This window comes from Allokutzneria multivorans, assembly GCF_039537405.1.
Classification (GTDB): domain Bacteria; phylum Actinomycetota; class Actinomycetes; order Mycobacteriales; family Pseudonocardiaceae; genus Allokutzneria; species Allokutzneria multivorans.
Genome location: NZ_BAABAL010000009.1, coordinates 232,723 through 253,197, shown reverse-complemented (window position 1 = coordinate 253,197; position 20,475 = coordinate 232,723). Strand labels below are relative to the sequence as shown.

Genomic DNA, 20,475 nt, shown 5'->3' with positions numbered 1-20,475 from the left:
GGAATATCGAGTGCACACTCGCTGCATGGGAAAGAGCTACCCGCGGATCGACGGCCGGCTGCGCGAGTTCATCGAGCGCCAGCCCCTGTTCTTCGTCGCTACGGCACCGCTGTCCGGGGACGGGCACGTCAACCTCTCGCCCAAGGGCCGCTCCAGCACGCTGGCCGTGCTGGACGAGCTGACCGTGGCGTACCTGGACTTCGGCGGCAGCCACGCCGAGACCATCGCGCACGTGCGCGAGAACAAGCGGATCACCGTGATGTGGTGCGCTTTCGAAGGACCGCCCGCCATCGTCCGCGTCCACGGGACCGGTGAGGTGGTGCTGCGCGACGACCCGCGCTTCGCCGAGCTGATCCCGCACTTCGCCTCGGCCGACGGGCCCGCGGTCCGGGCGATCATCGTGATCAACGCCGAGCGGATCACCGACACCTGCGGCTACGCCGTACCGTTCATGGACTACCGCGAGGACCGCGACCTGCACGCCCGCTACTTCGGCCGCAAGACCGACGAGGAGTTCGCGGCGTACTGCGCGAGCAAGGACTTCAACGGCACCAGCATCGACGGCCTGCCCGCCCTGCCGCTCCCCCTCCCCCCGCGCACCGCCTGACCCCACCCGCTCCCGTTTTCGTACCCAATGTGGCATTTGTTTCGCCAGACGTAACCAATGCCGCATTGGTTACGCCACACCCCCTCGAACGCACCAAACGACCCGTTCAGGTCCTTGAGCGCACCAAACGACCCGTTCAGTGCGCTCAACGCACCGAACGGGACTTTGGCGTGAGGTGAGGGCTTCCGCTCACGGCGTCGCCGGGGGTTTGGGCGTCTTCAAGACCACCGAACCCCCGTGTCGATCATCGCTAACCGCCCCCTACTTCGGCGCGGCGCGGGGTTCGCGGGACTTGAAGACCGGCGAACCCGGTGACTCGCGGAGACACGGCGGCTTGACAGGTTTGTCACGCGCGAAGCGCACTGGTCAGTCGGAGACGGGCCTGGGCCGGTGGTGACTGGAGATTGTCACCACCGGCCCAGGTCCCCACCGGCACCACTCCGGCTGGTCGCCCAACCGGTACAGGGTCGTGGGCCGGATCGCCCCGACTGGCAGGTCCGGGCTGACCCCCGAAGCCGGCCCGGGCAATGCCTGGCTCGGCCTAGCTCGCCGACCGGCGGGCGCCGGTCATCACGGGCTCGGCGTCGAGGACGCGCAGTCCGCCACCGAAGCCCTCGGGCCCCGGGATGAGCAGTCCGTTGGACAGGGCGTTGGCCACGGCCGCCGCCCGGTCGCTGACGTGCAGCTTGGAGAAGACCCGCTGCAGGTGGGTCTTGACGGTGGTCTCGGCGACGAAGAGCCTGCGGCCGATCTCGGCGTTGGTCAGCCCCTCGGCGACCAGGCGCAGCACGTCCAGCTCGCGACCGGAGAGCACCGAACGGCTCTCCTGCCTGCGCAGCCTCGGCATCCGGCCGGGCGCGGGCAGCAGCTGCGACGGCATGGCCGCGACCCCGCTGCGGGCCTGGCGGACGGCGGAGATCAGCTCCTCCGGCGCGGCGGTCTTGAGCACGAAGCCCATCGCGCCCGCCTCCAGCGCGGCCCCGGCCCGCGCCTGGTTGTCGGAGAAGACGACGACGACCACGGGCAGGCGGGTGCGCAGCACCGCCTTGATCACCTCGATGCCGTCGACCTCGCCGAGGTCGATGTCCACCAGGACGACGTCCGGGCGGGCCGCGCAGACCTGGTCCACGACGCGGGCGCCGCCACCGACGGCGCCGACGAAGGCGAAGTCGGGGTGCCTGGCGAAGCAGGCGCGAAGGCCCTCAGCCACGACCGGGTGACGGTCGACGGCGAGCACGCGCAGTCTGGTGTCCTGCGTCTCCTCACGCGAACAGGTGCACGAAACATCGCGTGGACGCAGGTCAGGCGGCGGAGTGTGCAGCGACATGACAGACCTTTCGACTGGCCCCCGGGACAGAGCTGCCAACTTGGCATCCCACATTGCCGCGAGTGTTGACAACTTCTGACAACCCGATCCTACTTAAGTAGGCGTCCGTCAGTCAACACGCCTGTCATCGAGATGGGCAGCGTCCCCCGCCCCGGCAACGCGCCGTTAACCTGCAAGTAGGTACTGCCGGAGTAGCCCGGACGCGTGTCCTTCGGCCAGAGTACGCCGGGAGCGCGTTTGTCAAACTGTTGACAACCCGTCCCAGACCGCCGAGTCACGTTGACGGGCCAGGCTCGCCCTTTTACCCTTCTGCCGTTGAACACCGTGGGTGAGCACCACGGGAAACGGGCGGCACCATGGCGCGACGGGCCTACCTTCGTAGCCACTCAGTCAGGGTCAACCATGACAGTGCGTGACAGGCGAGCGGGCGGCTCGCGGGACGGCGAGCCGGTCTCCCCCGGGGCGGGGGAGCGCCGGCTACGCGCGTGCGCGCTGATCGCGCAGGGTCTGCACGGACAACGAGGCGACCTCTTTGAGCAGCGCCGGGCGCACCTCGTCCGGATCGGCCGAGTCCAGGTGCTGCAGCAGCTCGTCAAGCGCGCTGAGCCGCCGCTCCTCCCTGCCGAGCTGAGCGCTCAGCCGCACCACCGTCATCAGGGCGCGCATCTGGTCGGCGGTGTCCAGCGGTCCGGACAGCGCGCTCTCCGCGTGGTCGAGAGCGCTTTCCGGTTGTCCAGCGCGAACCGCGACGGCCGAGCGCATCAGCGCCACCTGCGAGTCGACCTGGCTGCTGGCGGCCCTGCGCAGCTGCGTGACCTCTTCGAGCAGGGACTCGGCGGAGACCGGCAGCGGCAGGTCGAAGTTCAGCACCATGTAGACGGTGGTCAGCCGGACCCGGCACCACAGGTCGGCGCCGATGGTCTCCGCGGGGTACGCCAGCGCGGCCTGGATCTGCTCCGCGGCCTTGTCGAGGAAGCCCGCGCGGGTCAGCGCACCGGCGTAGGTCCAGTGCATGGTGACCGCGGCCTCGGTGAACGTGGAGCGGCTGCGCCAGTCCGGGACGTCCTGAGGACCGGCGTTGACCAGTTCGATGCCACGGGCGCACACGCGCAGCGCCTCGTCGATCCGGCGCGCCTCGGCGAGCGAGGACGCCAGCGACACGGAGGCGCGCAGGCGCAGCGGCCACGCCTGCCCCGGCGAGAAGTCGGCGTTGGCGAGGCCCTCGGCCTCCAGCAGCGCCCGCTGGGCGAGGTCGGCTGCCTCGCGGAAGCGCCCGAGGTTGCGCAGCGCGGCGGCGTTGAGGGTCTCGCTGGCGACCTTGGCGGCCGCGGGCAGTCCCCGGTACATCGGCTCGATCGCCTCGAGGCGATCGGCGACGTCCTGGGTGCGGCCGAGCTTGCCCGCGCAGGAAGCCGCGACGTACTCGCAGAACCAGCGGTCCTGCGGGTCACGGACGTTCTCCCGCAGCGCGTCCAGCACTTCGAGGGCGGCGTCCGGCCTGCCCTCCAGGAGCAGGTCCATCACGCGGGCGTAGCCCACCATGAACTCACCACCGCTGACGCGGGTGCCGTTGTCGAGCCCGGCGAAGGACTCGGTCGGCACCCCCAGCCTGGCGGCGAGCTGTTCCACGACCTTCGGCGTGGGGGTACGTTGCCCCGATTCCAGGCGGGACAGGTAGCTGCTCGACAGACCCTCACCGGCGAGGTCGCGCTGCGTCAGACCTCGGGAAACACGCAAGGCACGCAGTCGGTCACCGAACGTGGCGGGCAGCTCGCGCTCGGCGCTGACTCGATCGGCAGATGTCATGACAGGTAGCTACTCAAGGAGGCAGGCATGCTTGTTGCCTTTCTGATGACACTGTACGCGGGAATTCTTTCACCGCTAGACAGTGGCGTTCAATCCACCGATACCGTTTCGACGCTTGCGACCGAGACGCAGCAGGTCCAGGCGGACCCGGGGCGCAAGCCCTGCGGCATCGAGTGGCCGCTCTGCCAGCCGCCGAACCCGAAGGCCGTCGTCAGCGAGTTGACCGCCGCCGCACCCGCGATCTGCGACGATGTCGCGTGGCCGGGCTCCTGCCAGCCGACGGGCAGGAACGCCGTGACGCGGCTCGCCATGGACCCGGGCGGTATCGAGTGGCCGGACACTCCCGGCTTCGTGGTCCTTAGCGGAGGCCTCCCGCCGCTGGGCCCGGGCGTTGAGTGGCCCGACCCCTGACCGCCGGGGACGACTAGCACTGACATGACATGAGGGACGGGGTGCCTGCGAGGGCGGCACCCCGTCCTTTGTCATGTCCGGGACCTCTTCTCCGGAACGGCGCGACCTACAGCGCCTGCTCCAGCTGCTTCTCGTCCTCGGGCGGGAGCGCGGCGGCCTTCTTCTTGGCCTTGCTCTTGCGGACCAGCAGGAACACCACGATGGCGATGACGAGTCCGCCGAGCAGGAAGTAGCTGGCGGTGCTGAGCTTGGACTCGATCTGCTTGGCGGCCTCACCGGCCATGGCGGCGATGGTGACGTGCAGCGCGGCCCACGGCGCGGCGCCGCAGATCGAGGCGATCACCAGCTTCGGGTAGGGCAGGCCCGCGGTGCCCGCGGCGGCCGGGGTGAGCGAGCGGACGACGGGCAGCCACCTGGCGAAGAACACCGCCCACGCGCCGCGGCGGCGGATGAGGGCGGTGGCCTTGTCCCAGTTCTCCTGGCCCATCTTCTTGATCAGCCGGGTTTCCCTGAGCCTGCCGCCGAAGCGCCTGCCGACCAGGTAGCCGACGGAGTCGCCCGCGACGGCGGCCAGGGTGACCACGGCCCACATGACGACGCCGGTGCCGAAGGCCTTGACGGTGCTCGCGGCGACGAGCAGGCCGACCTCACCGGGCACGATGAGGCCGAGGCCGATGGTGGTCTCGCCGAAGGTGAAGGCCGCGGCGGCGGCGAGTACGAGCGGTTGCGGGAGCCCGGCGATGGACTCCAGGCCGTCACTGATCAGTCCCACGGGTCTTCTTCCCCCAGTGCGTGTGCGGGATCGGGTGCACGGGCCGTGATCGACTACCCCCACCGGCCCGGCCGCCTACCCTATCCGGGCGATCATGGCGGCGAATCGGTATTGGGGGGTAATGTCCGTTCCGTCCGAAGATCGACGTTTGGGGGGATGCGGACGAGGCACGATCGGCAGGTGCCGACCGCGACCCACTCGCCCGAGAGGCTGAATTCAGGTTCACGGACGTGCGAACTTGCTCCCCGGAGATCGTTTTCGGTACTGATTATTAGGACGCAGGTCACATCTCGACCTCGCTCGACGAACGTGACACGACTGACTCCCGACGCGGGTAGGGCCAGGAGGAGCCGTCATGGCAACGACCCGGTACCGCGCCGAAGCCGAGCCAGTGCTCGACGCCTTCAGCGCCGACCATGCCGACACGACGAACGACGCACGCCTGTGGCCGCCGGAGACCGGCCGGACGCCCCGTTCGTTAGCCGCGAGCCCGTACTGGGCCGCCTTCACCCACATCGGGTAACCCCACACGCACCGCGCCCGGCCCCGCGCCGGGTACCCCGCTGGCAGGACCCGCCGCGCGAACCGCGGCGAGGCCTGTCCGCTTGCGCACACCCCAGCTCCGGGCAGCCCGCCCGGGGCACCGTCCTGGAGGCACGACAACCATGATCAACACCCGCCGCGCGACCGCCCCGGAAGGGGAGCACGCCAGCACGGGCCCACCCGGTTCCCCCGACACCAGCGGGAAGAAGGAGTCCGCCGGGGAGAGCGGTCGGCCGTCGACGCTGTCCACCGTGCTGCGGCGCGACGTGCCCGCCTCGCTGGTGGTCATGCTGATCGCCATCCCGCTGTCGCTGGGCATCGCGGCCGCCTCCGGGGCGCCGATGATCTCCGGGCTCATCGCCGCCGTGGTCGGCGCCGTCGTGGCAGGCGCCCTCGCCGGGGCTCCGTTGCAGGTCAGCGGCCCCGCGGCCGGTCTGACAGTGATCGTCGCGGGCATGATCGCCGAGTACGGCTGGGCCGCGACCACGTTCATCACCCTGCTCGGTGGAGCCATCCAGCTCGTCCTGGGCATCACGCGGATGGGCAGGGCCGCCCTGTCGCTGTCCCCCGCCGTGGTGCACGGGATGCTCGCGGGCATCGGCGCGGTGATCGCGCTGAGCCAGATCCACGTCGTGCTCGGCGGTCAGGCGCAGAGCTCGGTGCTGGCCAACCTGCGCGACCTGCCCGGCCAGATCGTCGGGCACCACGACGCGGCCTTCGGCATCGGCATCGTGACCTTCGCCGTGCTGCTGGTCTGGCCGAGGATTCCCAAGGTGTCGCTGATCCCCGCGCCCCTCGTCGCGGTCGCGGTCGCCACCGCGGTGTCCATCGGCTTCGGCCTCACCGTCCCCAGGGTGGACCTGCCGGAGAACGTGCTCTCCGGTCTCACCCTGCCCACGCTCCCGTCGGGCAACCTCGGCGGAATCATCATCGCGGCGTTCACCATCGCCGCGGTCGCCAGCGTCGAGTCGCTGCTGTCCGCGGTCGCCGTGGACAAGCTGCACACCGGCCCCAGGGCCAACCTGGACAAGGAGCTGGTCGCGCAGGGCGCGGCGAACATGGCTTCCGGCGCGCTCGGCGGCCTGCCGGTCACCGGCGTGATCGTCCGCAGCTCCACCAACGTCGCCGCAGGCGCCAAGACCCGGGCTTCGGCGATCCTGCACGGCGTCTGGATCGCGCTGTTCGTGCTGTTCCTGGGCAGCACCCTGGAGCTGATCCCGATGGCCGCGCTGGCCGCGGTGCTGGTGCTCACCGGTGTCCGTCTGGTCAGCCTCGCGCACATGCGGGAGCTGTGGCGGCACCGCGAGTTCCCGGTGTACGTGGTCACCTTCGCCGGTGTGGTGTTCCTGGACCTGGTCAAGGGCGTGCTGCTGGGCATCGCCGTCGCGCTGCTGCTGGCGCTGTGGCGGCTGACCAGGGCGACCGTGGAGGTCGCCGAGGACGCCGCCGACCAGTGGCGGGTCGTCGTGCGCGGTTCGCTGATCTTCCTCGGTGTCGCGAACCTGGTGAAGGAACTGCGCCGGGTGCCCGAGGGCAAGCAGGTCGTGCTGGAGCTGCACGTGGACTTCATGGACCACGCGGGCTACGAGGCGATCCACGACTGGCGCTCCGGCTACGAGCGGACCGGCGGCACCGTGCGCGTCGACGAGGTGCACGACACCTGGTACCAGCGTGCGCACCTCGGCAAGCCGGAGCAGAACAAGAGCCTTCCCGGCCAGCTGCCGAGGTGGTTCGCCCCGTGGTCGTACTGGCAGAACATGCACGCCGACGACGAGCAGGCCGAGGCGAGCACGACCGGCACGATCATCCCGGAGCCGCGTCCCGGCGCCGATCCGATGATGCTCGGCATGCACGAGTTCCAGCGCCGGTCGGCGCCGCTGGTGCGTCCGTTCCTGTCGGAGCTGGCGGAGCGGGGCCAGAAGCCCAGCCAGTTCTTCGTCACCTGCGCGGACTCGCGCGTGGTGCCGAACCTGATCACCAGCAGTGGCCCCGGTGACCTGTTCACCACCCGCAACGTCGGGAACCTGGTGCCGCGCAACGACATCCCGAGCATCGGTTCCTCGGTGGGCGCTTCGATCGAGTTCGCCGTCGAAGCGCTGGAGGTGCCCAACATCGTGGTGTGCGGGCACTCGCACTGCGGCGCGATGAAGGCGTCGTTGCACGGCGGGGTCCGCGAGGGCACGCACCTGGCGTCCTGGTTGCGGCACGCGGAGCCGAGCCTGGCCCGCTACCACGCGTGCGAGGGCGACAGCCACGACGACGACATGGCCCCCGAGGACCGGCTGAGCGTGCTCAACGTGGTGCAGCAGCTGGACAACCTGATGACCTACCCGTCGGTGCGCGAGGCGGTGGAGGAGGGCAGGCTGACGCTGGTCGGGCTGTACTTCGACATCTCCGACGCTCGCGTGCACGTGGTGGACCCGCAGACCGGACGACTGTCCCCTGTGGACCCGGCGACCGTGCTCTGACACCAGCCGAAGCGGCCCCCTCCTGCGTGGAGGGGGCCGTTTTGCTTACTGGGAAAGGAAATCTCGAATCCGGGCGGCGAGGTCCTCCGGCGAGTCCTCGGACATGTGGTGGCCGCCGGGGATCGAGCCACCTTCGACGTTCTCGGCCCAGCCCCGCCACGCGTCCACCACGTCGCCGTACAGCTCCGGCAGGTCGTCGCCGTCGGCCCAGAGCACGAGGCTCGGGCACCGGACCTTGCGACCCGCCGCGCGGTCGGCGTCGTCGGCGATGCGGTCCACGCCGAGCCCGGCCCGGTAGTCCTCGCACATCGCGTGCACGGTCGCCGGGTCGTTGATCGCGAGCTGGAAGTCAGCGAAGTTCCCCTCCCCCATGGCTTCCGCGCGATCGCCGTAGCGGGCGCGGTACCAGGAGACGGGGTCGGTGCTGATCACGCGCTCCGGCAGGTCGGTCTCCTGCCCGAGGAAGAACCAGTGCCACCAGCTCGCGGCGAAACGTGCGTCGCAGCGAGCGAGCGCCTCGCCGATGGGGACCACGTCGAGCGCGATCAACGCGGTCACGCGGTCCGGGTGGTCCACCGCGAGGCGATGCGCCACATAGCCGCCTCTGTCGTGGCCGACCATTGCGAACTGCTTGTGCCCCAAAGCTTCCATCAGGTGCGCGCAGTCGTTGGCCACGGTGCGCTTGGACTGCTGGCTGTGGTCGGGTCGCGTCGACGGCTTCGAGGACCGGCCGTAGCCACGCATGTCCGGGCACACCACGGAGTACTGCCGCGCCAGCAGCGGCGCGACCCGGTGCCAGGTCGCGTGCGTTCTGGGATGCCCGTGCAGCAACAGGATCGGCGGTCCGGAGCCGCCGTGCCGGACGTTCAGGCGCACCTCGCCGACGTCGATCTGCTCCAGCGCGAAGCCCTCGAACATCAGCCGACGGCCCGTTCCAGCTCGGCGGGCTCCAGGGAGTAGACCTTGTAGGCGGAGCGGATCACCGGCTGGGCGACGTTGCGCACGCGAACCCCACCTGCGGTCATGCCGTGCTCCGTGCCCGCGTGGGCGTGGCCGTGGAAGGCGATGTCGGCGCGCGCCTTGTCGATCGCTTCGGCGAGCAGGTAGGAGCCGAGGAAGGGGTAGATCTCCAGCGGCTCTCCGCGCAGCGTCTCCTTGACCGGCGCGTAGTGGGTCAGCGCGACGCGGACGTCGGCGTCGAGCCCGTCGAGTGCCTTGCCGAGCTGGTCGGAGACCTCCACGGTGTGGTTGACGAACGCCTTCATCTCCTGCTCGCCGAAGGCGCTCGCGCATTTGCCCGCGAAGCCCCCGCCGAAGCCCTTGACCCCGGCGACCCCGACCTTCGTGTCGTTGACGTCGAGCACGATCCCGTTGCCCTCCAGCACGGTGATCCCCGCGTCACTGAGCACAGTGGACAGTTCGTCGCCCAGATCGCTGTGGTGGTCGTGGTTTCCGAGCACGGCGACTACCGGGACGGCGAGTCCGCCGAACTCGCGCGCGACGACCTCGGCCTCCTCCACCGTGCCGTGCTTGGTGAGGTCGCCCGCGAGCAGCAGCAGGTCCGCGCAGTCGCCGAGCTCCTCCAGCGCGGGGCGGAGGTGGCCGCTGGCGTCCGGTGCGAGGTGCACGTCCCCGACGGCGGCGATCCTGATCATCGCAGTTCCTCCCGTCCGACCGGGGCCTGCGCCTCGACCACGTGGACGTCGTTGTGCACCTTGAGGTTCGCGGCGATGTCGTGCACCACCTCGTCGAGCCGGTGCTTGCGTTCCTCGCTCGCCACATCGCCGCTGAGGTAGACCTGCTCACCGCGCAGGTCGACGCGGACGCCCTGTTCAGCGGTCCTGGGGTCCTCAGCCAGCGCGCGACGCAGGCGGGCCACCGCGTACTGCGGCGGCTCCTGGTCCGGTGTCATGGGCTTGCCTCCCTGCTTGCTGTGCGAGTGTCGTGATGTCGAGCCGGTGCGCCAGCAGCAACAACGCCTCCGCGTAGGGCGATGCCGCCGTCCTGCGAGCCACTTCGGCCCAGTCGAGCTGTTCCCTGAGCGCGCGCAGGATCGGCAGCAGCACCGCGAAGTCGCAGCGGTGCTCGTCCAGCACGAGCATCTTGTCCACCACCAGGTCCGTCGCGGGGGCGACCGGTGCTTTCACCGAGCCCACGCGCATCCACTCCGCGCGAGCCAGGGTTTCGTCGGTCACCGGCGTTTCCACCGGCTCGTGGATGAGGTCGACGAGGTGGTCGCGGTCGTAGACCTTGGTGAGCCACCGCTCCGGTGGTTCGGCGGCGCGCATTCCCGCTGCCACGAGCACGCGCACGGCTTGGGCGCTGTCCTCCTCGCGCACGAGCACGTCGACGTCGTGTTCGGATTCGGGCCCGCCGCGCGCCCAGACCGCGATGCCACCAGTCAGCGCGAACGGCACTTCGGCTTCGCGCAGGGCGCTCACCACCCGCACCGTGGTGCGGACGAGTTGGTCGAAGTCGTCGGCCATCAGATCACCAGCGCTCGACGCGTTCAGCACGTTCTTCCGGTGCCTGCGAGTTGCCTGCGACCACTTCACCGTCCTGTGTGGACGCCGCGAGGCCACCGGGCTCGACGTCCTCGCTCACGATGACCGGATTCTCTTGCTCCCTCGTCATTTCCTCGGGATTGTCGTCGGCTGGCGGGTCCTCGTCGATGGTCTCGTCCAGCTCGCTGTCGGGGGTCACCGCGCGCGGGCGCTCCGGGACCGGTTCCGGCTCGACGTCGGGGCGCTCCTCGGCCAGGCGCTCGTCCAGCGTCTCGCCCTCGCGCTGCTCGTTGGGGGTCGTGCCGTGCTGGTCGACGCCGCTCCAGTGCTCCGGCGGCTCCACGCCCTCCTCAAGGGGATCGACGCCGATGCGGTCCTCGTCCAAGCTCTCGGAGACCTCTTCCCGTGGCGTGCTCATGACCTCTCACTCCTCGCGTGCTCGAACCTCGGCAGCACGTGCGCCGCCCACGCCTTGAAGAACTCGTCCTGGTTCGGCCCGATCTGCTGCACGTAAACCTCGTCGTACCCCGCGTCGACGTACTTCCTCAGCGCGGCAACGTGTTTCCCGGGGTCCGGCCCGCAAGGGACGGCTTCGCGGACCGCGTCCTCGGTGACCAGCTGCGACGCCTGCTCGAAGTGCCTCGGCGTCGGCAGCACCTGCGCCAGTTCGCCGGGAAGGTGTTCGTTGGCCCAAAGCCTGTGCGCCGTACGGACTCCTTCGACCTCGGTGTCGGCCCAACACACCTTGAACCCGGCCTGTGCGGGCCGGTTGTCACCACCGCTCGCGCGGAACGTGGAGATCAGCTCGTTGTCCGGGATGGTGCTCATGAAGCCGTCGCCGATACGACCGGCGAGCTTCGCGGCCTTGGGGCCGAACGCGGAGACGTAGATCGGGACCGGCTGTTCCGGCAGCGTGTAGATCCGCGCGTTCTCCACCGTGTAGTGCTCGCCGTGGTGGCTGACCTCCTCGCCCCGGTGGAGGGCGCGGATCAGCTCGACCGCCTCCTCCAGCATGCTCAGCCGCACGCCAGCGGGCGGCCAGTGATCACCCAGGACGTGCTCGTTGAGCGCTTCGCCGGTTCCGACGCCGAGGGTGAACCCACCTCGGCACTGCACTGCGGCGGTCGCGGCGGCCTGGGCGATGACCGCCGGGTGCACGCGCACCGTTGGGCAGGTGACCGCCGTGGTGATCGGCAGGCTCGTCGCCTCGGACAGCGCGCCGATGACCGACCACACGAACGGGCTCTGCCCCTGCTCGCCGTTCCACGGGTGGAAGTGGTCGGAGATCCACAGCCGTTCGAAGCCCGCGTCCTCGGCCAGCCGGGCCTGCCGCACCAGCTCGCGCGGGCCGAACTCCTCGCAGGACAGGAAGTAACCGATGCTGACCATGTCCCCGGGCTACCCACGTGCTCGACCGCCAACCACCGGTGTGGCCGCGAGTGGCGCCGGGTAGCCCGGCTGGTGGAGGTGGGCGGACATGGATCTGACGCAGCTGCGCGGGCTCGTCGCCGCGCCGGGACCATTCGTGTCGGTGTACCTGGACGGCGCGGAGCCGCACTGGGCCGATGTGCGGGCGACCTTGGCGGAGCAGGGCGCTGACGCGCGCACACTGTCCAGTGTGGACAGAGCGCTCACGGAGAGCCCCGGCGGGTCCGGTCGCGTGCTCGTGGCGTCAGCGGGCGAAGTTCTGCTGGACCGGCGTTTGCCGGAACCGCCTGCCCAGCCGCTCGCCCGCTGGTCGGCGTTGCCCTACCTGATGCCGCTGCTGGAGCGGACCGAGGCCGACCTGCCACACGTGGTCGTCTTCGGTGACGAGGTCCTCGGTTTCGACAGCGACGGCATCCTGGTCGAGAAGACCAAGCAGGACAACGCGATCGCGCTCGCCGAGTCGGCGGACCGCATGGCGCGACGGCTCAGTGCGCGCTTGCTCGTGCTGAGCGGGGAGGTCCAGGCTCGGACGGCGGTGCGCATGGCTTTGCCGGAGAACTCCGCCGCCATCGCGGAAGAACTACCGGAGGCCGGTTGGTCCACTGTGGACGGAGCGGTGCGCAAGCTGATCGCACAACGGGCAGATGCGTTGGGGCACAACGCTGTTGACCGTTTTCGCGTGGAGCTGGCCAGGGGCGGCGACGTGGCGCGAGGGCTGCGCGCGGTCGTCTCGGCGCTGCGCGAGGGACGCGTGGACACCGTGCTGCTCGACGGCGCGGCCACGGCTGACCGCACGATCTGGATCGGCTCGGAACCGACCCAGATCGCGGTGGACGAGGCCGAGCTGCGCGCGCTCGGCGTGCCCCGCCTCGCCCGCGAGCGAGCCGACTCCGCCCTGGTCATGGCCGCCGTGGCCACCGGCGCGATGCTGCACCTGGTCACCGGCGACCCCGACCTGGCCGACGGTGCCGGCGCGCTGCTGCGGCTCTAGGCCCGCGAGCCGAGGGGGCGTTCCTCCAGCGGGGCGGCGGGGTCGGTGTCGGCGCGGAGGTGGACGAAGGCGGTGAAGCCCCACTCCTCCAGCCTGCCGAGCTGCGCGCCGAACTTGCCGCGCCTCCCGAGCACGGTGGCGGTGCGGCCTTCCTGGCGCATCTCACGCGCCACGGCCATGGCGCGCGCCGCCGGAACGTCCTTCTCGAACAGCACCGCCACGGAGTCCTTGGCCGGGGCGTCGCCGAGCAGGTCCACGATCCGCTCGAAGCCGATGCTGAACCCGCAGGCGGGCACGTCCTTGCCGAGGCTGCGGCCGATGAGCTGGTCGTAGCGGCCACCACCGGCGATGGAGGAGTTCATCCCGGGGTGCATCACCTCGAAGATCTGGCCGGTGTAGTAGCCCATGCCCCTGACCAGCGTCGGGTCGAACTCCCAGCTCACCGCGCTGGCTTCGGCCAGGCTCGCGGTGGTCGTGGCGAGGTCGGCGATGACGTCCTCGGCCAGCGTGGGCACGGCGTTCGCCAGCGCGTCGGCGATGGAGGTCGCGGGCAGCTCGCGCAGCTTCTGGATCCGCTCCAGGGCGTCACCGACCTTGTCGGCGGGCAGGCCCTTGGCCTCCAGCTCCGTGCGGACGCCGTCCCAGCCGATCTTGTCGAGCTTGTCCAGGCCGATGAAGAACGCTGGCCAGACCGCCTCGTCCAGCCCCGCCGCCTGCGCGAGCGCGGCGACGAAGCGGCGGTCGGAGACGCGGACCGTGGCCCCGGTCAGGCCGACGGCGGCCAGTGCCTGCGTGGTGGCCTCGATCAGTTCGGACTCGGCGAGCACCGACTCCTCGCCGATCATGTCGATGTCGCACTGGACGAACTGGCGGTAGCGCCCCTTCTGCGGCCGCTCCGCGCGCCAGACCGGGCCGTACTGCAGGCTGCGGAACGGTGAGGGCAGCGTCGCGTGGTTGGCGCCGTAGAAGCGGGTCAGCGGCACGGTGAGGTCGTAGCGCAGCGCGAGATCCGCCAGCTCCGAGGTGCGCGTGCCGGGCTCGGGCACGTCGGGAAGGCCCCTGCGCATGATCTTGAAGAGCAGCTTCTCGTTCTCCCCGCCCTGGCCGGAGGTGAGCCGGTCCAGGTTCTCCAGCGCGGGCGTCTCGATCCGCTGGTAGCCGAAGCGGTGGTAGACCTCGACAATCGCCGCGAGAACGTGATCGCGCCGGGCGACGGTCGCCGGGAGCAGGTCTCGGGTGCCCCTCGCGGGGCTGTTGTCGATCTTCACCGTTGTCCTCTTCTAGAAGTGCCGTGACCGGCTCAAACTACCCGGCTCCCGTTCGGCGTCGCGATCAGGTTTACTGCCGGGAACTCGCTGGGCGCACCCGTGCCGCGCCTGGTAGGAACCCGGGCACGCCCACTGGTGAGCTGGTCGGGCCGCACGCGTTCGAACCTCGCCGACCTCCAGAAGTGGATGGCGGAGCGGAAGCCCACGGCCTGCCGGTTCGGTTTCGAGAAGATGCGCCTGCACCGGATCACGCTCTGGGTGGTCGCGGGCGACTCGGCGGCACGGCGCGTTTACGAGAAGGTCGGGTTCGTCACCGAGGACCTGCTCGCAGGGTCGAGCATCGGTTCAGAGGGCCGTTCCCTGTCGCTGGCCGGCGCGACGGCAAGTGGTACGACATGGTGATGATGGGTCTGTTGGAGGGCGATCTCCGCAGCTGAACGGGCGCTGCGGCACGCACGCCACTACTCCGTTTCGTACCCCAGCGGGAAAGAGACGTTCCCGTAGGCAGCTACGAGTGCGAAACGGATTAGGCGCGGCCGGGCCCGGTCCGTGTCCCGCACGTCAGGTTCGCCGGTCTTCAAGACCACCCAACCGCCACCCCGACCGTCACAAGACCGCGAGGTTTGAGGCGGTCAACGGTGATCAACAAGGGGGTTTGGGGGTCTTGAAGACACCCCAACCCCCGGCGGCACCGTGACCGGGGTCCACGGCTCAACCACCTACGGGGCCGAGGTCAGTCGTCGTCGCCACCGGGGCGCAGCGAGTCGTAGACCTTCTTGCACTCCGGGCACACCGGGGAACCGGGCTTCGCGGAGCGCGTGACGGGAAACACCTCACCGCACAGCGCCACCACGTGGGTGCCCATGACCGCGCTCTCGGCGATCTTGGCTTTCCGCACGTAGTGGAACATCTTCGGGGCGTCATCGCCCGACTGGTCGGTGCTCTCGGGGCGCGTTCCGGTGTCCGGCAGCGTCTGCGTCAAGCTCACGTACACCATGATGCCTCACGGATGATGCCAACCGGACAGCAAGTTCGGACGCTTGAGACTGAGGAGATTCGGGTGGCGCAGAGCCAGCTCCGGGTGGGCGAAGAGGTTGCGGGCGCGCTCGCGGAGGGGCGCGCGGTGGTCGCGCTGGAGAGCACGCTGCTCTCGCACGGCCTGCCCGCCCCGGCCAACCTGGCCGCCGGGCGCGAGCTGGAGCGCATCGTGCGCGAGCGCGGCGCGGTCCCGGCCACGATCGCCGTCCTGGACGGAGCGGCCGTCGTCGGGCTGACCGACGCGGAGCTGCAGCGCGTGTGCGATCCAGCGAACAAGCTGGTCAAGCTTTCACGGCGTGACCTCGGCCCGGCGTTCGCGCTGGGTGTGGACGGTGCGACCACGGTGGCGAGCACCGCGGCCATCGCCGACGCGGCGGGCATCGGCGTGTTCGGCACGGGCGGCCTCGGCGGCGTGCACCGGGGCGCGCGGGACACCTGGGACGTCTCCGCCGACCTCGCGGTGCTGGCCGAGACGCCGGTGACCGTGGTGTGCTCCGGCGTGAAGTCGATCTTGGACGTGCCCGCCACCCTGGAGCTGCTGGAGACCAGCTCGGTGCCGGTGCTCGGCTACGGCACCGACCGCTTCCCCGGCTTCTACCTGCGCGACTCCGGGCTGGACGTGCCGTGGCGGGTGGACGGCGCCGAGCAGGCCGCCGCCGTGGTCGCGGCCCACCGCTCGCAGGTTCCGGGCCGCGCGGGCGTGCTGCTGGTGAACCCGATCCCGGTCGAGCACGAGATGGACCTCGACCTGCACGACCGGCTGCTGGCGAGCGGGCTGGCGAAGCTGGAGCGCGAGGACGTGCGCGGCAAGGACGTCACGCCCGTGCTGCTGGAGCACTTCCACACCGCGAGCGAGGGCGTCAGCCTGACCGCCAACGTCGAGCTGGTGAAGTCCAACGTGCGCGTCGCCGCGGAGGTCGCGGTCGCGCTGGCGGGGCGGGCATGAAACCGAGGGTCCTCGTCGTCGGTGACGCCGGGCTCGACGTCGTCGCCCGCCACCACGGCCCGGTGGTGCACGGCGGCGACGTGCGCTCCACCGTGACCTTGCAGCCCGGAGGCGCGGGCGCGAACACCGCCGCGTGGCTGGCGCACTGCGGTGCCGAGGTCGTGCTCGTCGGCCGGGTCGGTGCCGACGCGGCCGGGCGGCAGGTGACGGCCGAGCTGAACGCGGTGGGTGTGCGCTGCGCGTTCACCCTCGACCCCGTCGCGAACACGTGCTGCGTCGTGGTGCTCGTCGACGACGACGGCCAGCGGACGATGCTGCCCGATCGCGGCGCCAACGCTCGGCTGTCCCCGGACGACCTCGACGCCTCGTTGCTGGCCGAGGTGGATCACCTGCACCTGTCCGGTTACGTGCTGCTCGACCCGTCCTCGCGGCAGGCCGGGCTGGCCGCGCTGCGCGTCGCGAAGGAGGCGGGCAAGACCACCTCCGTCGACCCGCAGGCCGCCGCGCTGATCGTCGCCGGCGGTGTCGAAGCCTTCGTGGAGGACATCCGCGGCGTGGACCTGTTGCTGCCCAACACCGAAGAACTCGTTGCGCTCACCGGCTCCAAGGAGCCCGAGGCCGCGCGCGAGCTCCTCGGCGTCGTCGGCGCGGTCGCGGTGACCGCCGGAGGCGACGGGGCTTCGTGGGTGGAGGCCGAGCGGATCGTCTCCGTCGAGTCGCCGCGCGTGGAGTGCGTCGACACCACCGGCGCCGGCGACGCCTTCGACGCGGGCCTGCTCAGCGGCTGGCTCTCCGGGCTCCCGCCTGAGGAGTTCCTGCTCTCCGGAGTACGAGCGGGCGCCACCGCCGTCCAGCACATCGGCGCCCAACCCCTCCGCCCCTGATGCCCTCCGCCTGGCGCGCCGACTTAAGCCCTGAACGACCCGTTTGGTGCGCTCAACGCCCTGAACGGGTCGTTTGGTGCGCTCAAGGAGCTGAACGGGTCGTTTGGTGCGTTGAAGGATGCGAACGGGTCGTTCAGGGCTTCGCTCAGCCGTCGATGACGGGGTGCTCGCGGGATTCGATCTGGCGGGTTCGCGAGGGCGCGCGGTAGCGGTTGGGCTCCTCGGCCTTGCGCGGCGGGCGGTCGTTGGCCATGAGCACGGCCATCCACGGCAGCGGCACGGAGATCACCACGAACGCGAGCGCGAGCCACCAGGTCTGGTAGAAGACACCGGCCAGGACCAGGCACGGGATGCGCATGGACATCATGAGCAGGTACTTCCGCTTGCGAGCGGCGTACTGGTCCTCGTACGAAGGAGCGGCCTCGGTGATCAGGACCGGGGTGTCGTCCCGTTGGGAACCGTTCACGTCCCACCTCCACACCCCATACTTCCACCGTCCGCGCGATGTGAACACAACGAGGGGTCGTGATGGTCGCCCTGGATCGCCTCGTCGACGTGCTCGGCGGAGTTGGGGCCGTGTTGTGCGCGGCGCCCCGGGGCCGGGACGTCGATCTTCGCGGGGTCGCGCTGCACGACCCCACGGAGGAGTACCCCACGGCGCCCAGTGACGTGCTGCTCGGTTTGGGTACGAAGACGGTCGCGGCGGCGGTGCGGCTGATCGGCACGACGAACGCGGCCGTGCTCGTGCTGCATGGAAGTCAGCCGCTGGACGAACGGATCTTGGCCGCCGCGCGCAAGGCGGGGGTCGCGGTGCTGCTGGTGGACCCCGGTGTGCCGTGGAGCCACCTCGCGGGCGTCGTGCACACGCTCGTCCTCGGCGGAGCATCGGCGAGCCGCGAGCACCCGGGCGATCTGTTCGCGGTGGCGGACGCGATCGCTGCGGTGGTGGGCGGCGCGGTGACGATCGAGGACCAGCAGTCGCGCGTGCTGGCCTACTCGGGCCGCCAGGAAGCCGTTGACGCGGCGCGGGTCCAGACGATCCTGGGTCGCCGTGTGCCGCCCGACGTTCTGGAAGCGTTGCAGGAGCAGGGAGTTTTCAAGCACCTCGCGGTCTCCGACGAGCCGCTGGTGGTGCCGTCGCTGATCCCGGGCCTGGGTGCTCGCCTCGTTGTGGCGATCCGTGCGGGGCGCGAGCTGCTGGGATCGGTGTGGGTGGAGGCCGAGCCGCCGATCTCGCCGCAGCGGATGGCCGGGCTGGTGGACGGCGCCAGGACGGCGGCGCTGCACCTGCTGCGGGCGCGCGCGAGCTCGGACCTGGAGCGGCGTGGCGAGAGCGATCTGGTGCTGCGCCTGGTGGAGGGCGACGCGGACGCTCCTGCGGTGCTCGCGCGGCTCGGGCTGCCGACGGCGGGGCTGCGCGTGATCGCCCTGCGCGCCGACGCCGGGGAGGCCGAGCACGGGGCCGCGCTGCTGGCATTCGAGCGCGCCACGGCCGGATTCGGGTGGTCCCGCCCCGGCCGGAGCGCGCTGCTGGGCAACGTGCTCTACACGGTGCTGCCGTGCGGCGAGAACACCGAGACGGCGCGGGACTGGGTGCGCGCGCTCGCCTCGGAGCTGCCGTCGGAGGTGGTGCTGCACGCGGGCATCGGCGGCGCGGCGTCCACGGCGGAGCTGCCGTCGAGCCGTCACGAAGCCGACGAATGCCTTGCGGTGTCTACGGTTCAGCCTTCAGCGGAGGCTGCGGTCTCCTATGACGAAGCGTGGTCGCAGGTGCTGCTGATGCGCTTGGCTGCGGTGGCGGAGGCGGGGCGGCTGCCCAGCCGTGGACCGGTCGCGGAGCTGTTGCGGCAGGACGAGGAGAACGGCACCGCCTACGCCGAGACGCTGCGGGCGTGGCTGGCCGCGCAGGGCGACGCGCGGGCGGCGGCGCAGCGCCTGGCTGTGCACCCGAACACCCTGCGCTACCGGCTGCGCAAGATCGAACAGCTGACCACGGTGCGGCTGGACGACCCCGAGCAGCGGCTCGCGCTGGCCATCGCGCTGACCGCCACGACGTTGTTCTGAGAGCACAAACGGACCGCTGATATTTGTCCGGAGATGCCAGTGTCTTCGGTGTTTTCCCAGCTCATAGTTTCTGCCATCGGGCCAGAACACGTGAGGGAGGCCACCGTGACCGCAGCTGGACAGCCGCGCACCGCCGTCGTCGTCGGCGGGGGCATCGTCGGCCTCTCCGTCGCCTGGTTCCTCCAGGAGCACGGCGTCGAGGTGACCGTCGTCGAGCGCGCCGAGGTCGGCGCGGGCGCGTCGTGGGGCAACGCTGGGTGGATCTCCCCCGGCCTGGCGATCCCGCTGCCGGAGCCGAGCGTGCTGCGCTACGGCTTCCGCTCGCTGATGGACCCGGACGCGCCGCTGTACGTGCCCACCAAGCCGGACCCGAAGCTGTGGGCGTTCCTCACCCGTTTCGCGGCGCACTGCACGATGCCCCAGTGGCGCAAGGCGATGCGGCACTACCTGCCGGTCAACGCGGGCGCGCTGGACGCTTTCGACGTGCTCACCAACAACGGTGTCGCCGCCAAGACCGTGGACGCGCCGATCATGGCCGCCTTCGAGCGCGCCGAGCAGGCCGCCGACCTGCGGCACGAGCTGGAGCTGATCAACCAGGCGGGCCAGGAGATCAACTTCACCGAGCTCTCCGGCGCCGAGGTCCGCAAGGCGGTCCCGCAGGTCAGCGGCAACGTGGAGCTGGCGCTGCGGCTGGACGGCCAGCGCTACATCGACCCGGGCGCCTTCACCCAGGCGCTGGCGGACGCGGTGCGCGAGCGCGGGGCTGAGATCCGCACCGGCTTCACCGCCCGCACCCTGCGGCACGGCCCGAAGGGCGTCACCGTCGAGGCCTACGCCGGGGACCCCGTGCACGCCGACACCGTGGTGCTGGCGACCGGTTCCTGGCTGGACGAGCTGGCCAAGCAGCTCGGCGTGAAGATGCCGGTGCGCGCGGGCCGCGGCTACTCCTTCAGCGTGCCGGTGTCCGAGGACGTGCCGTGCCCGGTCTACTTCCCGGCCGTGCGCGTGGCGTGCACGCCGTACCAGGGACGGCTGCGCGTGGCGGGGACCATGGAGTTCCGCCACGCCGACGCCCCGCTGGACCCGCGCCGGGTGACCTCGATCGTCAACTCCGCGCGCAAGCTGCTCACCGGCGTCGACTGGTCCGAGCAGGCGGAGACCTGGGTCGGCCCGCGCCCGGTCACCCCGGACGGCCTCCCGCTGATCGGTGAGACCAAGGTGCCCGGCGTGTACGTCGCCGGCGGGCACGGCATGTGGGGCGTGACCCTGGGCCCGCTGACCGGTCAGCTGCTCGCCGAGCAGATGGTGACCGGCAAGGCCCCGGCCGCGCTGCACCCCTTCAACCCGCACCGGGGCGGTCTCCGCTCCCTCGTGCGCCGTTCGGCCTGACGGCAGGGGTCAAGCCGAACGGAGTGGGG

General features: G+C 70.8%; 22 protein-coding genes. 10 read left to right on the top strand and 12 right to left on the bottom strand.

Translation table 11 applies throughout. From position 1 onward, the window contains the following. Window positions 1-25: 25 nt before the first annotated feature. Window positions 26-607, top strand: a complete 582-nt coding sequence (locus tag ABD798_RS16115; protein ID WP_344875461.1) for a pyridoxamine 5'-phosphate oxidase family protein — start codon at window positions 26-28, stop codon at window positions 605-607. Window positions 608-1,148: 541 nt separating this feature from the next. Here ABD798_RS16115 and ABD798_RS16110 read toward each other — a convergent pair. Together ABD798_RS16110 and ABD798_RS16105 are read right to left on the bottom strand one after the other, a co-directional pair. Next, window positions 1,149-1,934 carry a response regulator transcription factor gene (locus ABD798_RS16110; RefSeq protein ID WP_344875459.1) on the bottom strand — a complete coding sequence of 262 codons (786 nt, stop codon included), beginning with the start codon at window positions 1,932-1,934 and terminating at the stop codon, window positions 1,149-1,151. Between the two features lie 477 nt (window positions 1,935-2,411). After that, window positions 2,412-3,740: a helix-turn-helix domain-containing protein gene (locus ABD798_RS16105; RefSeq protein ID WP_344875457.1), complete on the bottom strand. Its 1,329-nt coding sequence runs from the start codon at window positions 3,738-3,740 to the stop codon at window positions 2,412-2,414. Window positions 3,741-3,767: 27 nt separating this feature from the next. Here ABD798_RS16105 and ABD798_RS16100 point away from each other — a divergent pair, with 27 nt between their 5' ends. Then, the gene (locus ABD798_RS16100) at window positions 3,768-4,151 is read left to right on the top strand and encodes a hypothetical protein (RefSeq protein WP_344875455.1); all 384 of its coding nucleotides are present in this window, start codon (window positions 3,768-3,770) and stop codon (window positions 4,149-4,151) included. A gap of 106 nt (window positions 4,152-4,257) precedes the next feature. On the opposite strand, the gene ABD798_RS16095 is transcribed toward ABD798_RS16100, so the two are convergent. Further along, window positions 4,258-4,923 (bottom strand): DedA family protein, encoded by a 666-nt coding sequence (locus ABD798_RS16095; RefSeq protein WP_344875453.1) that lies wholly within the window; start codon window positions 4,921-4,923, stop codon window positions 4,258-4,260. A 355-nt stretch (window positions 4,924-5,278) separates the two neighbouring features. On the opposite strand from ABD798_RS16095, the gene ABD798_RS16090 reads away from it, so the two are divergent. Both ABD798_RS16090 and ABD798_RS16085 read left to right on the top strand, forming a co-directional pair. Next, a complete protein-coding gene (locus ABD798_RS16090) occupies window positions 5,279-5,446 on the top strand; it encodes a hypothetical protein (protein ID WP_344875451.1) in 168 nt (55 codons plus the stop codon). A gap of 142 nt (window positions 5,447-5,588) precedes the next feature. Further along, complete coding sequence (locus tag ABD798_RS16085) at window positions 5,589-7,934, top strand: SulP family inorganic anion transporter (RefSeq protein WP_344875449.1); 2,346 nt, start codon at window positions 5,589-5,591, stop codon at window positions 7,932-7,934. A 45-nt stretch (window positions 7,935-7,979) separates the two neighbouring features. Here ABD798_RS16085 and ABD798_RS16080 read toward each other — a convergent pair whose 3' ends face one another. Genes ABD798_RS16080 through ABD798_RS16055 form a run of 6 tightly spaced genes read right to left on the bottom strand, consistent with a single transcriptional unit; the run spans window position 7,980 to window position 11,827 of the window. Continuing rightward, entirely contained in the window at window positions 7,980-8,852 is an 873-nt protein-coding gene (locus tag ABD798_RS16080) for an alpha/beta fold hydrolase (RefSeq protein ID WP_344875447.1), read from the bottom strand. Further along, window positions 8,852-9,589 carry a metallophosphoesterase family protein gene (locus tag ABD798_RS16075; protein WP_344875445.1) on the bottom strand — a complete coding sequence of 246 codons (738 nt, stop codon included), beginning with the start codon at window positions 9,587-9,589 and terminating at the stop codon, window positions 8,852-8,854. The genes ABD798_RS16080 and ABD798_RS16075 overlap by 1 nt, the downstream gene beginning before the upstream one ends. Then, a complete protein-coding gene (locus ABD798_RS16070; RefSeq protein ID WP_344875443.1) occupies window positions 9,586-9,846 on the bottom strand; it encodes a BON domain-containing protein in 261 nt (86 codons plus the stop codon). Before ABD798_RS16070 ends, ABD798_RS16075 begins: the two co-directional genes overlap by 4 nt. Then, entirely contained in the window at window positions 9,785-10,420 is a 636-nt protein-coding gene (locus ABD798_RS16065; RefSeq protein WP_344875441.1) for a nucleotidyltransferase family protein, read from the bottom strand. Before ABD798_RS16065 ends, ABD798_RS16070 begins: the two co-directional genes overlap by 62 nt. A 4-nt stretch (window positions 10,421-10,424) precedes the next feature. After that, entirely contained in the window at window positions 10,425-10,856 is a 432-nt protein-coding gene (locus ABD798_RS16060; RefSeq protein ID WP_344875439.1) for a hypothetical protein, read from the bottom strand. Next, window positions 10,853-11,827: a TIGR03557 family F420-dependent LLM class oxidoreductase gene (locus ABD798_RS16055; RefSeq protein WP_344875437.1), complete on the bottom strand. Its 975-nt coding sequence runs from the start codon at window positions 11,825-11,827 to the stop codon at window positions 10,853-10,855. The genes ABD798_RS16060 and ABD798_RS16055 overlap by 4 nt, the downstream gene beginning before the upstream one ends. 88 nt (window positions 11,828-11,915) lie before the next feature. Here ABD798_RS16055 and ABD798_RS16050 point away from each other — a divergent pair, with 88 nt between their 5' ends. Beyond that, window positions 11,916-12,857 carry a baeRF2 domain-containing protein gene (locus tag ABD798_RS16050; protein WP_344875435.1) on the top strand — a complete coding sequence of 314 codons (942 nt, stop codon included), beginning with the start codon at window positions 11,916-11,918 and terminating at the stop codon, window positions 12,855-12,857. Here ABD798_RS16050 and hisS read toward each other — a convergent pair. Beyond that, a complete protein-coding gene (gene hisS / locus ABD798_RS16045) occupies window positions 12,854-14,125 on the bottom strand; it encodes a histidine--tRNA ligase (RefSeq protein WP_344875433.1) in 1,272 nt (423 codons plus the stop codon). The two genes, ABD798_RS16050 and hisS, sit on opposite strands and share 4 nt — an antisense overlap. A gap of 135 nt (window positions 14,126-14,260) precedes the next feature. On the opposite strand from hisS, the gene ABD798_RS16040 reads away from it, so the two are divergent. Further along, on the top strand, window positions 14,261-14,527 hold the full coding sequence (locus ABD798_RS16040; protein WP_344875430.1) for a GNAT family N-acetyltransferase: 267 nt from the start codon (window positions 14,261-14,263) through the stop codon (window positions 14,525-14,527). Between the two features lie 331 nt (window positions 14,528-14,858). Here the strand turns inward: ABD798_RS16040 and ABD798_RS16035 are convergent, their stop codons facing one another. After that, window positions 14,859-15,122, bottom strand: coding sequence for a DUF3039 domain-containing protein (locus tag ABD798_RS16035; protein ID WP_344875428.1), 264 nt, complete (start codon window positions 15,120-15,122; stop codon window positions 14,859-14,861). A gap of 63 nt (window positions 15,123-15,185) precedes the next feature. Here ABD798_RS16035 and ABD798_RS16030 point away from each other — a divergent pair, with 63 nt between their 5' ends. Continuing rightward, complete coding sequence (locus ABD798_RS16030; RefSeq protein WP_344875426.1) at window positions 15,186-16,109, top strand: pseudouridine-5'-phosphate glycosidase; 924 nt, start codon at window positions 15,186-15,188, stop codon at window positions 16,107-16,109. After that, window positions 16,106-16,993, top strand: a complete 888-nt coding sequence (locus ABD798_RS16025; RefSeq protein WP_344875424.1) for a carbohydrate kinase family protein — start codon at window positions 16,106-16,108, stop codon at window positions 16,991-16,993. The genes ABD798_RS16030 and ABD798_RS16025 overlap by 4 nt, the downstream gene beginning before the upstream one ends. A 145-nt stretch (window positions 16,994-17,138) precedes the next feature. Here the strand turns inward: ABD798_RS16025 and ABD798_RS16020 are convergent, their stop codons facing one another. After that, window positions 17,139-17,459, bottom strand: a complete 321-nt coding sequence (locus ABD798_RS16020) for a DUF3099 domain-containing protein (protein ID WP_344875422.1) — start codon at window positions 17,457-17,459, stop codon at window positions 17,139-17,141. A 62-nt stretch (window positions 17,460-17,521) separates the two neighbouring features. On the opposite strand from ABD798_RS16020, the gene ABD798_RS16015 reads away from it, so the two are divergent. Together ABD798_RS16015 and ABD798_RS16010 are read left to right on the top strand one after the other, a co-directional pair. Continuing rightward, window positions 17,522-19,057 (top strand): PucR family transcriptional regulator, encoded by a 1,536-nt coding sequence (locus tag ABD798_RS16015; protein ID WP_344875420.1) that lies wholly within the window; start codon window positions 17,522-17,524, stop codon window positions 19,055-19,057. Between the two features lie 105 nt (window positions 19,058-19,162). Further along, window positions 19,163-20,446, top strand: a complete 1,284-nt coding sequence (locus tag ABD798_RS16010; protein WP_344875418.1) for an NAD(P)/FAD-dependent oxidoreductase — start codon at window positions 19,163-19,165, stop codon at window positions 20,444-20,446. The last annotated feature ends 29 nt before the right edge of the window (window positions 20,447-20,475 follow it).

Bases quoted from the DNA above. Each gene is read 5' to 3' on its own strand.
- ABD798_RS16115 (WP_344875461.1), top strand. From the start codon at position 26: ATGGGAAAGAGCTACCCGCGGATCGACGGCCGGCTGCGCGAGTTCATC.
- ABD798_RS16110 (WP_344875459.1), bottom strand. From the start codon at position 1,934: ATGTCGCTGCACACTCCGCCGCCTGACCTGCGTCCACGCGATGTTTCG.
- ABD798_RS16105 (WP_344875457.1), bottom strand. From the start codon at position 3,740: ATGACATCTGCCGATCGAGTCAGCGCCGAGCGCGAGCTGCCCGCCACG.
- ABD798_RS16100 (WP_344875455.1), top strand. From the start codon at position 3,768: ATGCTTGTTGCCTTTCTGATGACACTGTACGCGGGAATTCTTTCACCG.
- ABD798_RS16090 (WP_344875451.1), top strand. From the start codon at position 5,279: ATGGCAACGACCCGGTACCGCGCCGAAGCCGAGCCAGTGCTCGACGCC.
- ABD798_RS16085 (WP_344875449.1), top strand. From the start codon at position 5,589: ATGATCAACACCCGCCGCGCGACCGCCCCGGAAGGGGAGCACGCCAGC.
- ABD798_RS16080 (WP_344875447.1), bottom strand. From the start codon at position 8,852: ATGTTCGAGGGCTTCGCGCTGGAGCAGATCGACGTCGGCGAGGTGCGC.
- ABD798_RS16075 (WP_344875445.1), bottom strand. From the start codon at position 9,589: ATGATCAGGATCGCCGCCGTCGGGGACGTGCACCTCGCACCGGACGCC.
- ABD798_RS16070 (WP_344875443.1), bottom strand. From the start codon at position 9,846: ATGACACCGGACCAGGAGCCGCCGCAGTACGCGGTGGCCCGCCTGCGT.
- ABD798_RS16065 (WP_344875441.1), bottom strand. From the start codon at position 10,420: ATGGCCGACGACTTCGACCAACTCGTCCGCACCACGGTGCGGGTGGTG.
- ABD798_RS16060 (WP_344875439.1), bottom strand. From the start codon at position 10,856: ATGAGCACGCCACGGGAAGAGGTCTCCGAGAGCTTGGACGAGGACCGC.
- ABD798_RS16055 (WP_344875437.1), bottom strand. From the start codon at position 11,827: ATGGTCAGCATCGGTTACTTCCTGTCCTGCGAGGAGTTCGGCCCGCGC.
- ABD798_RS16050 (WP_344875435.1), top strand. From the start codon at position 11,916: ATGGATCTGACGCAGCTGCGCGGGCTCGTCGCCGCGCCGGGACCATTC.
- ABD798_RS16035 (WP_344875428.1), bottom strand. From the start codon at position 15,122: ATGGTGTACGTGAGCTTGACGCAGACGCTGCCGGACACCGGAACGCGC.
- ABD798_RS16025 (WP_344875424.1), top strand. From the start codon at position 16,106: ATGAAACCGAGGGTCCTCGTCGTCGGTGACGCCGGGCTCGACGTCGTC.
- ABD798_RS16015 (WP_344875420.1), top strand. From the start codon at position 17,522: ATGGTCGCCCTGGATCGCCTCGTCGACGTGCTCGGCGGAGTTGGGGCC.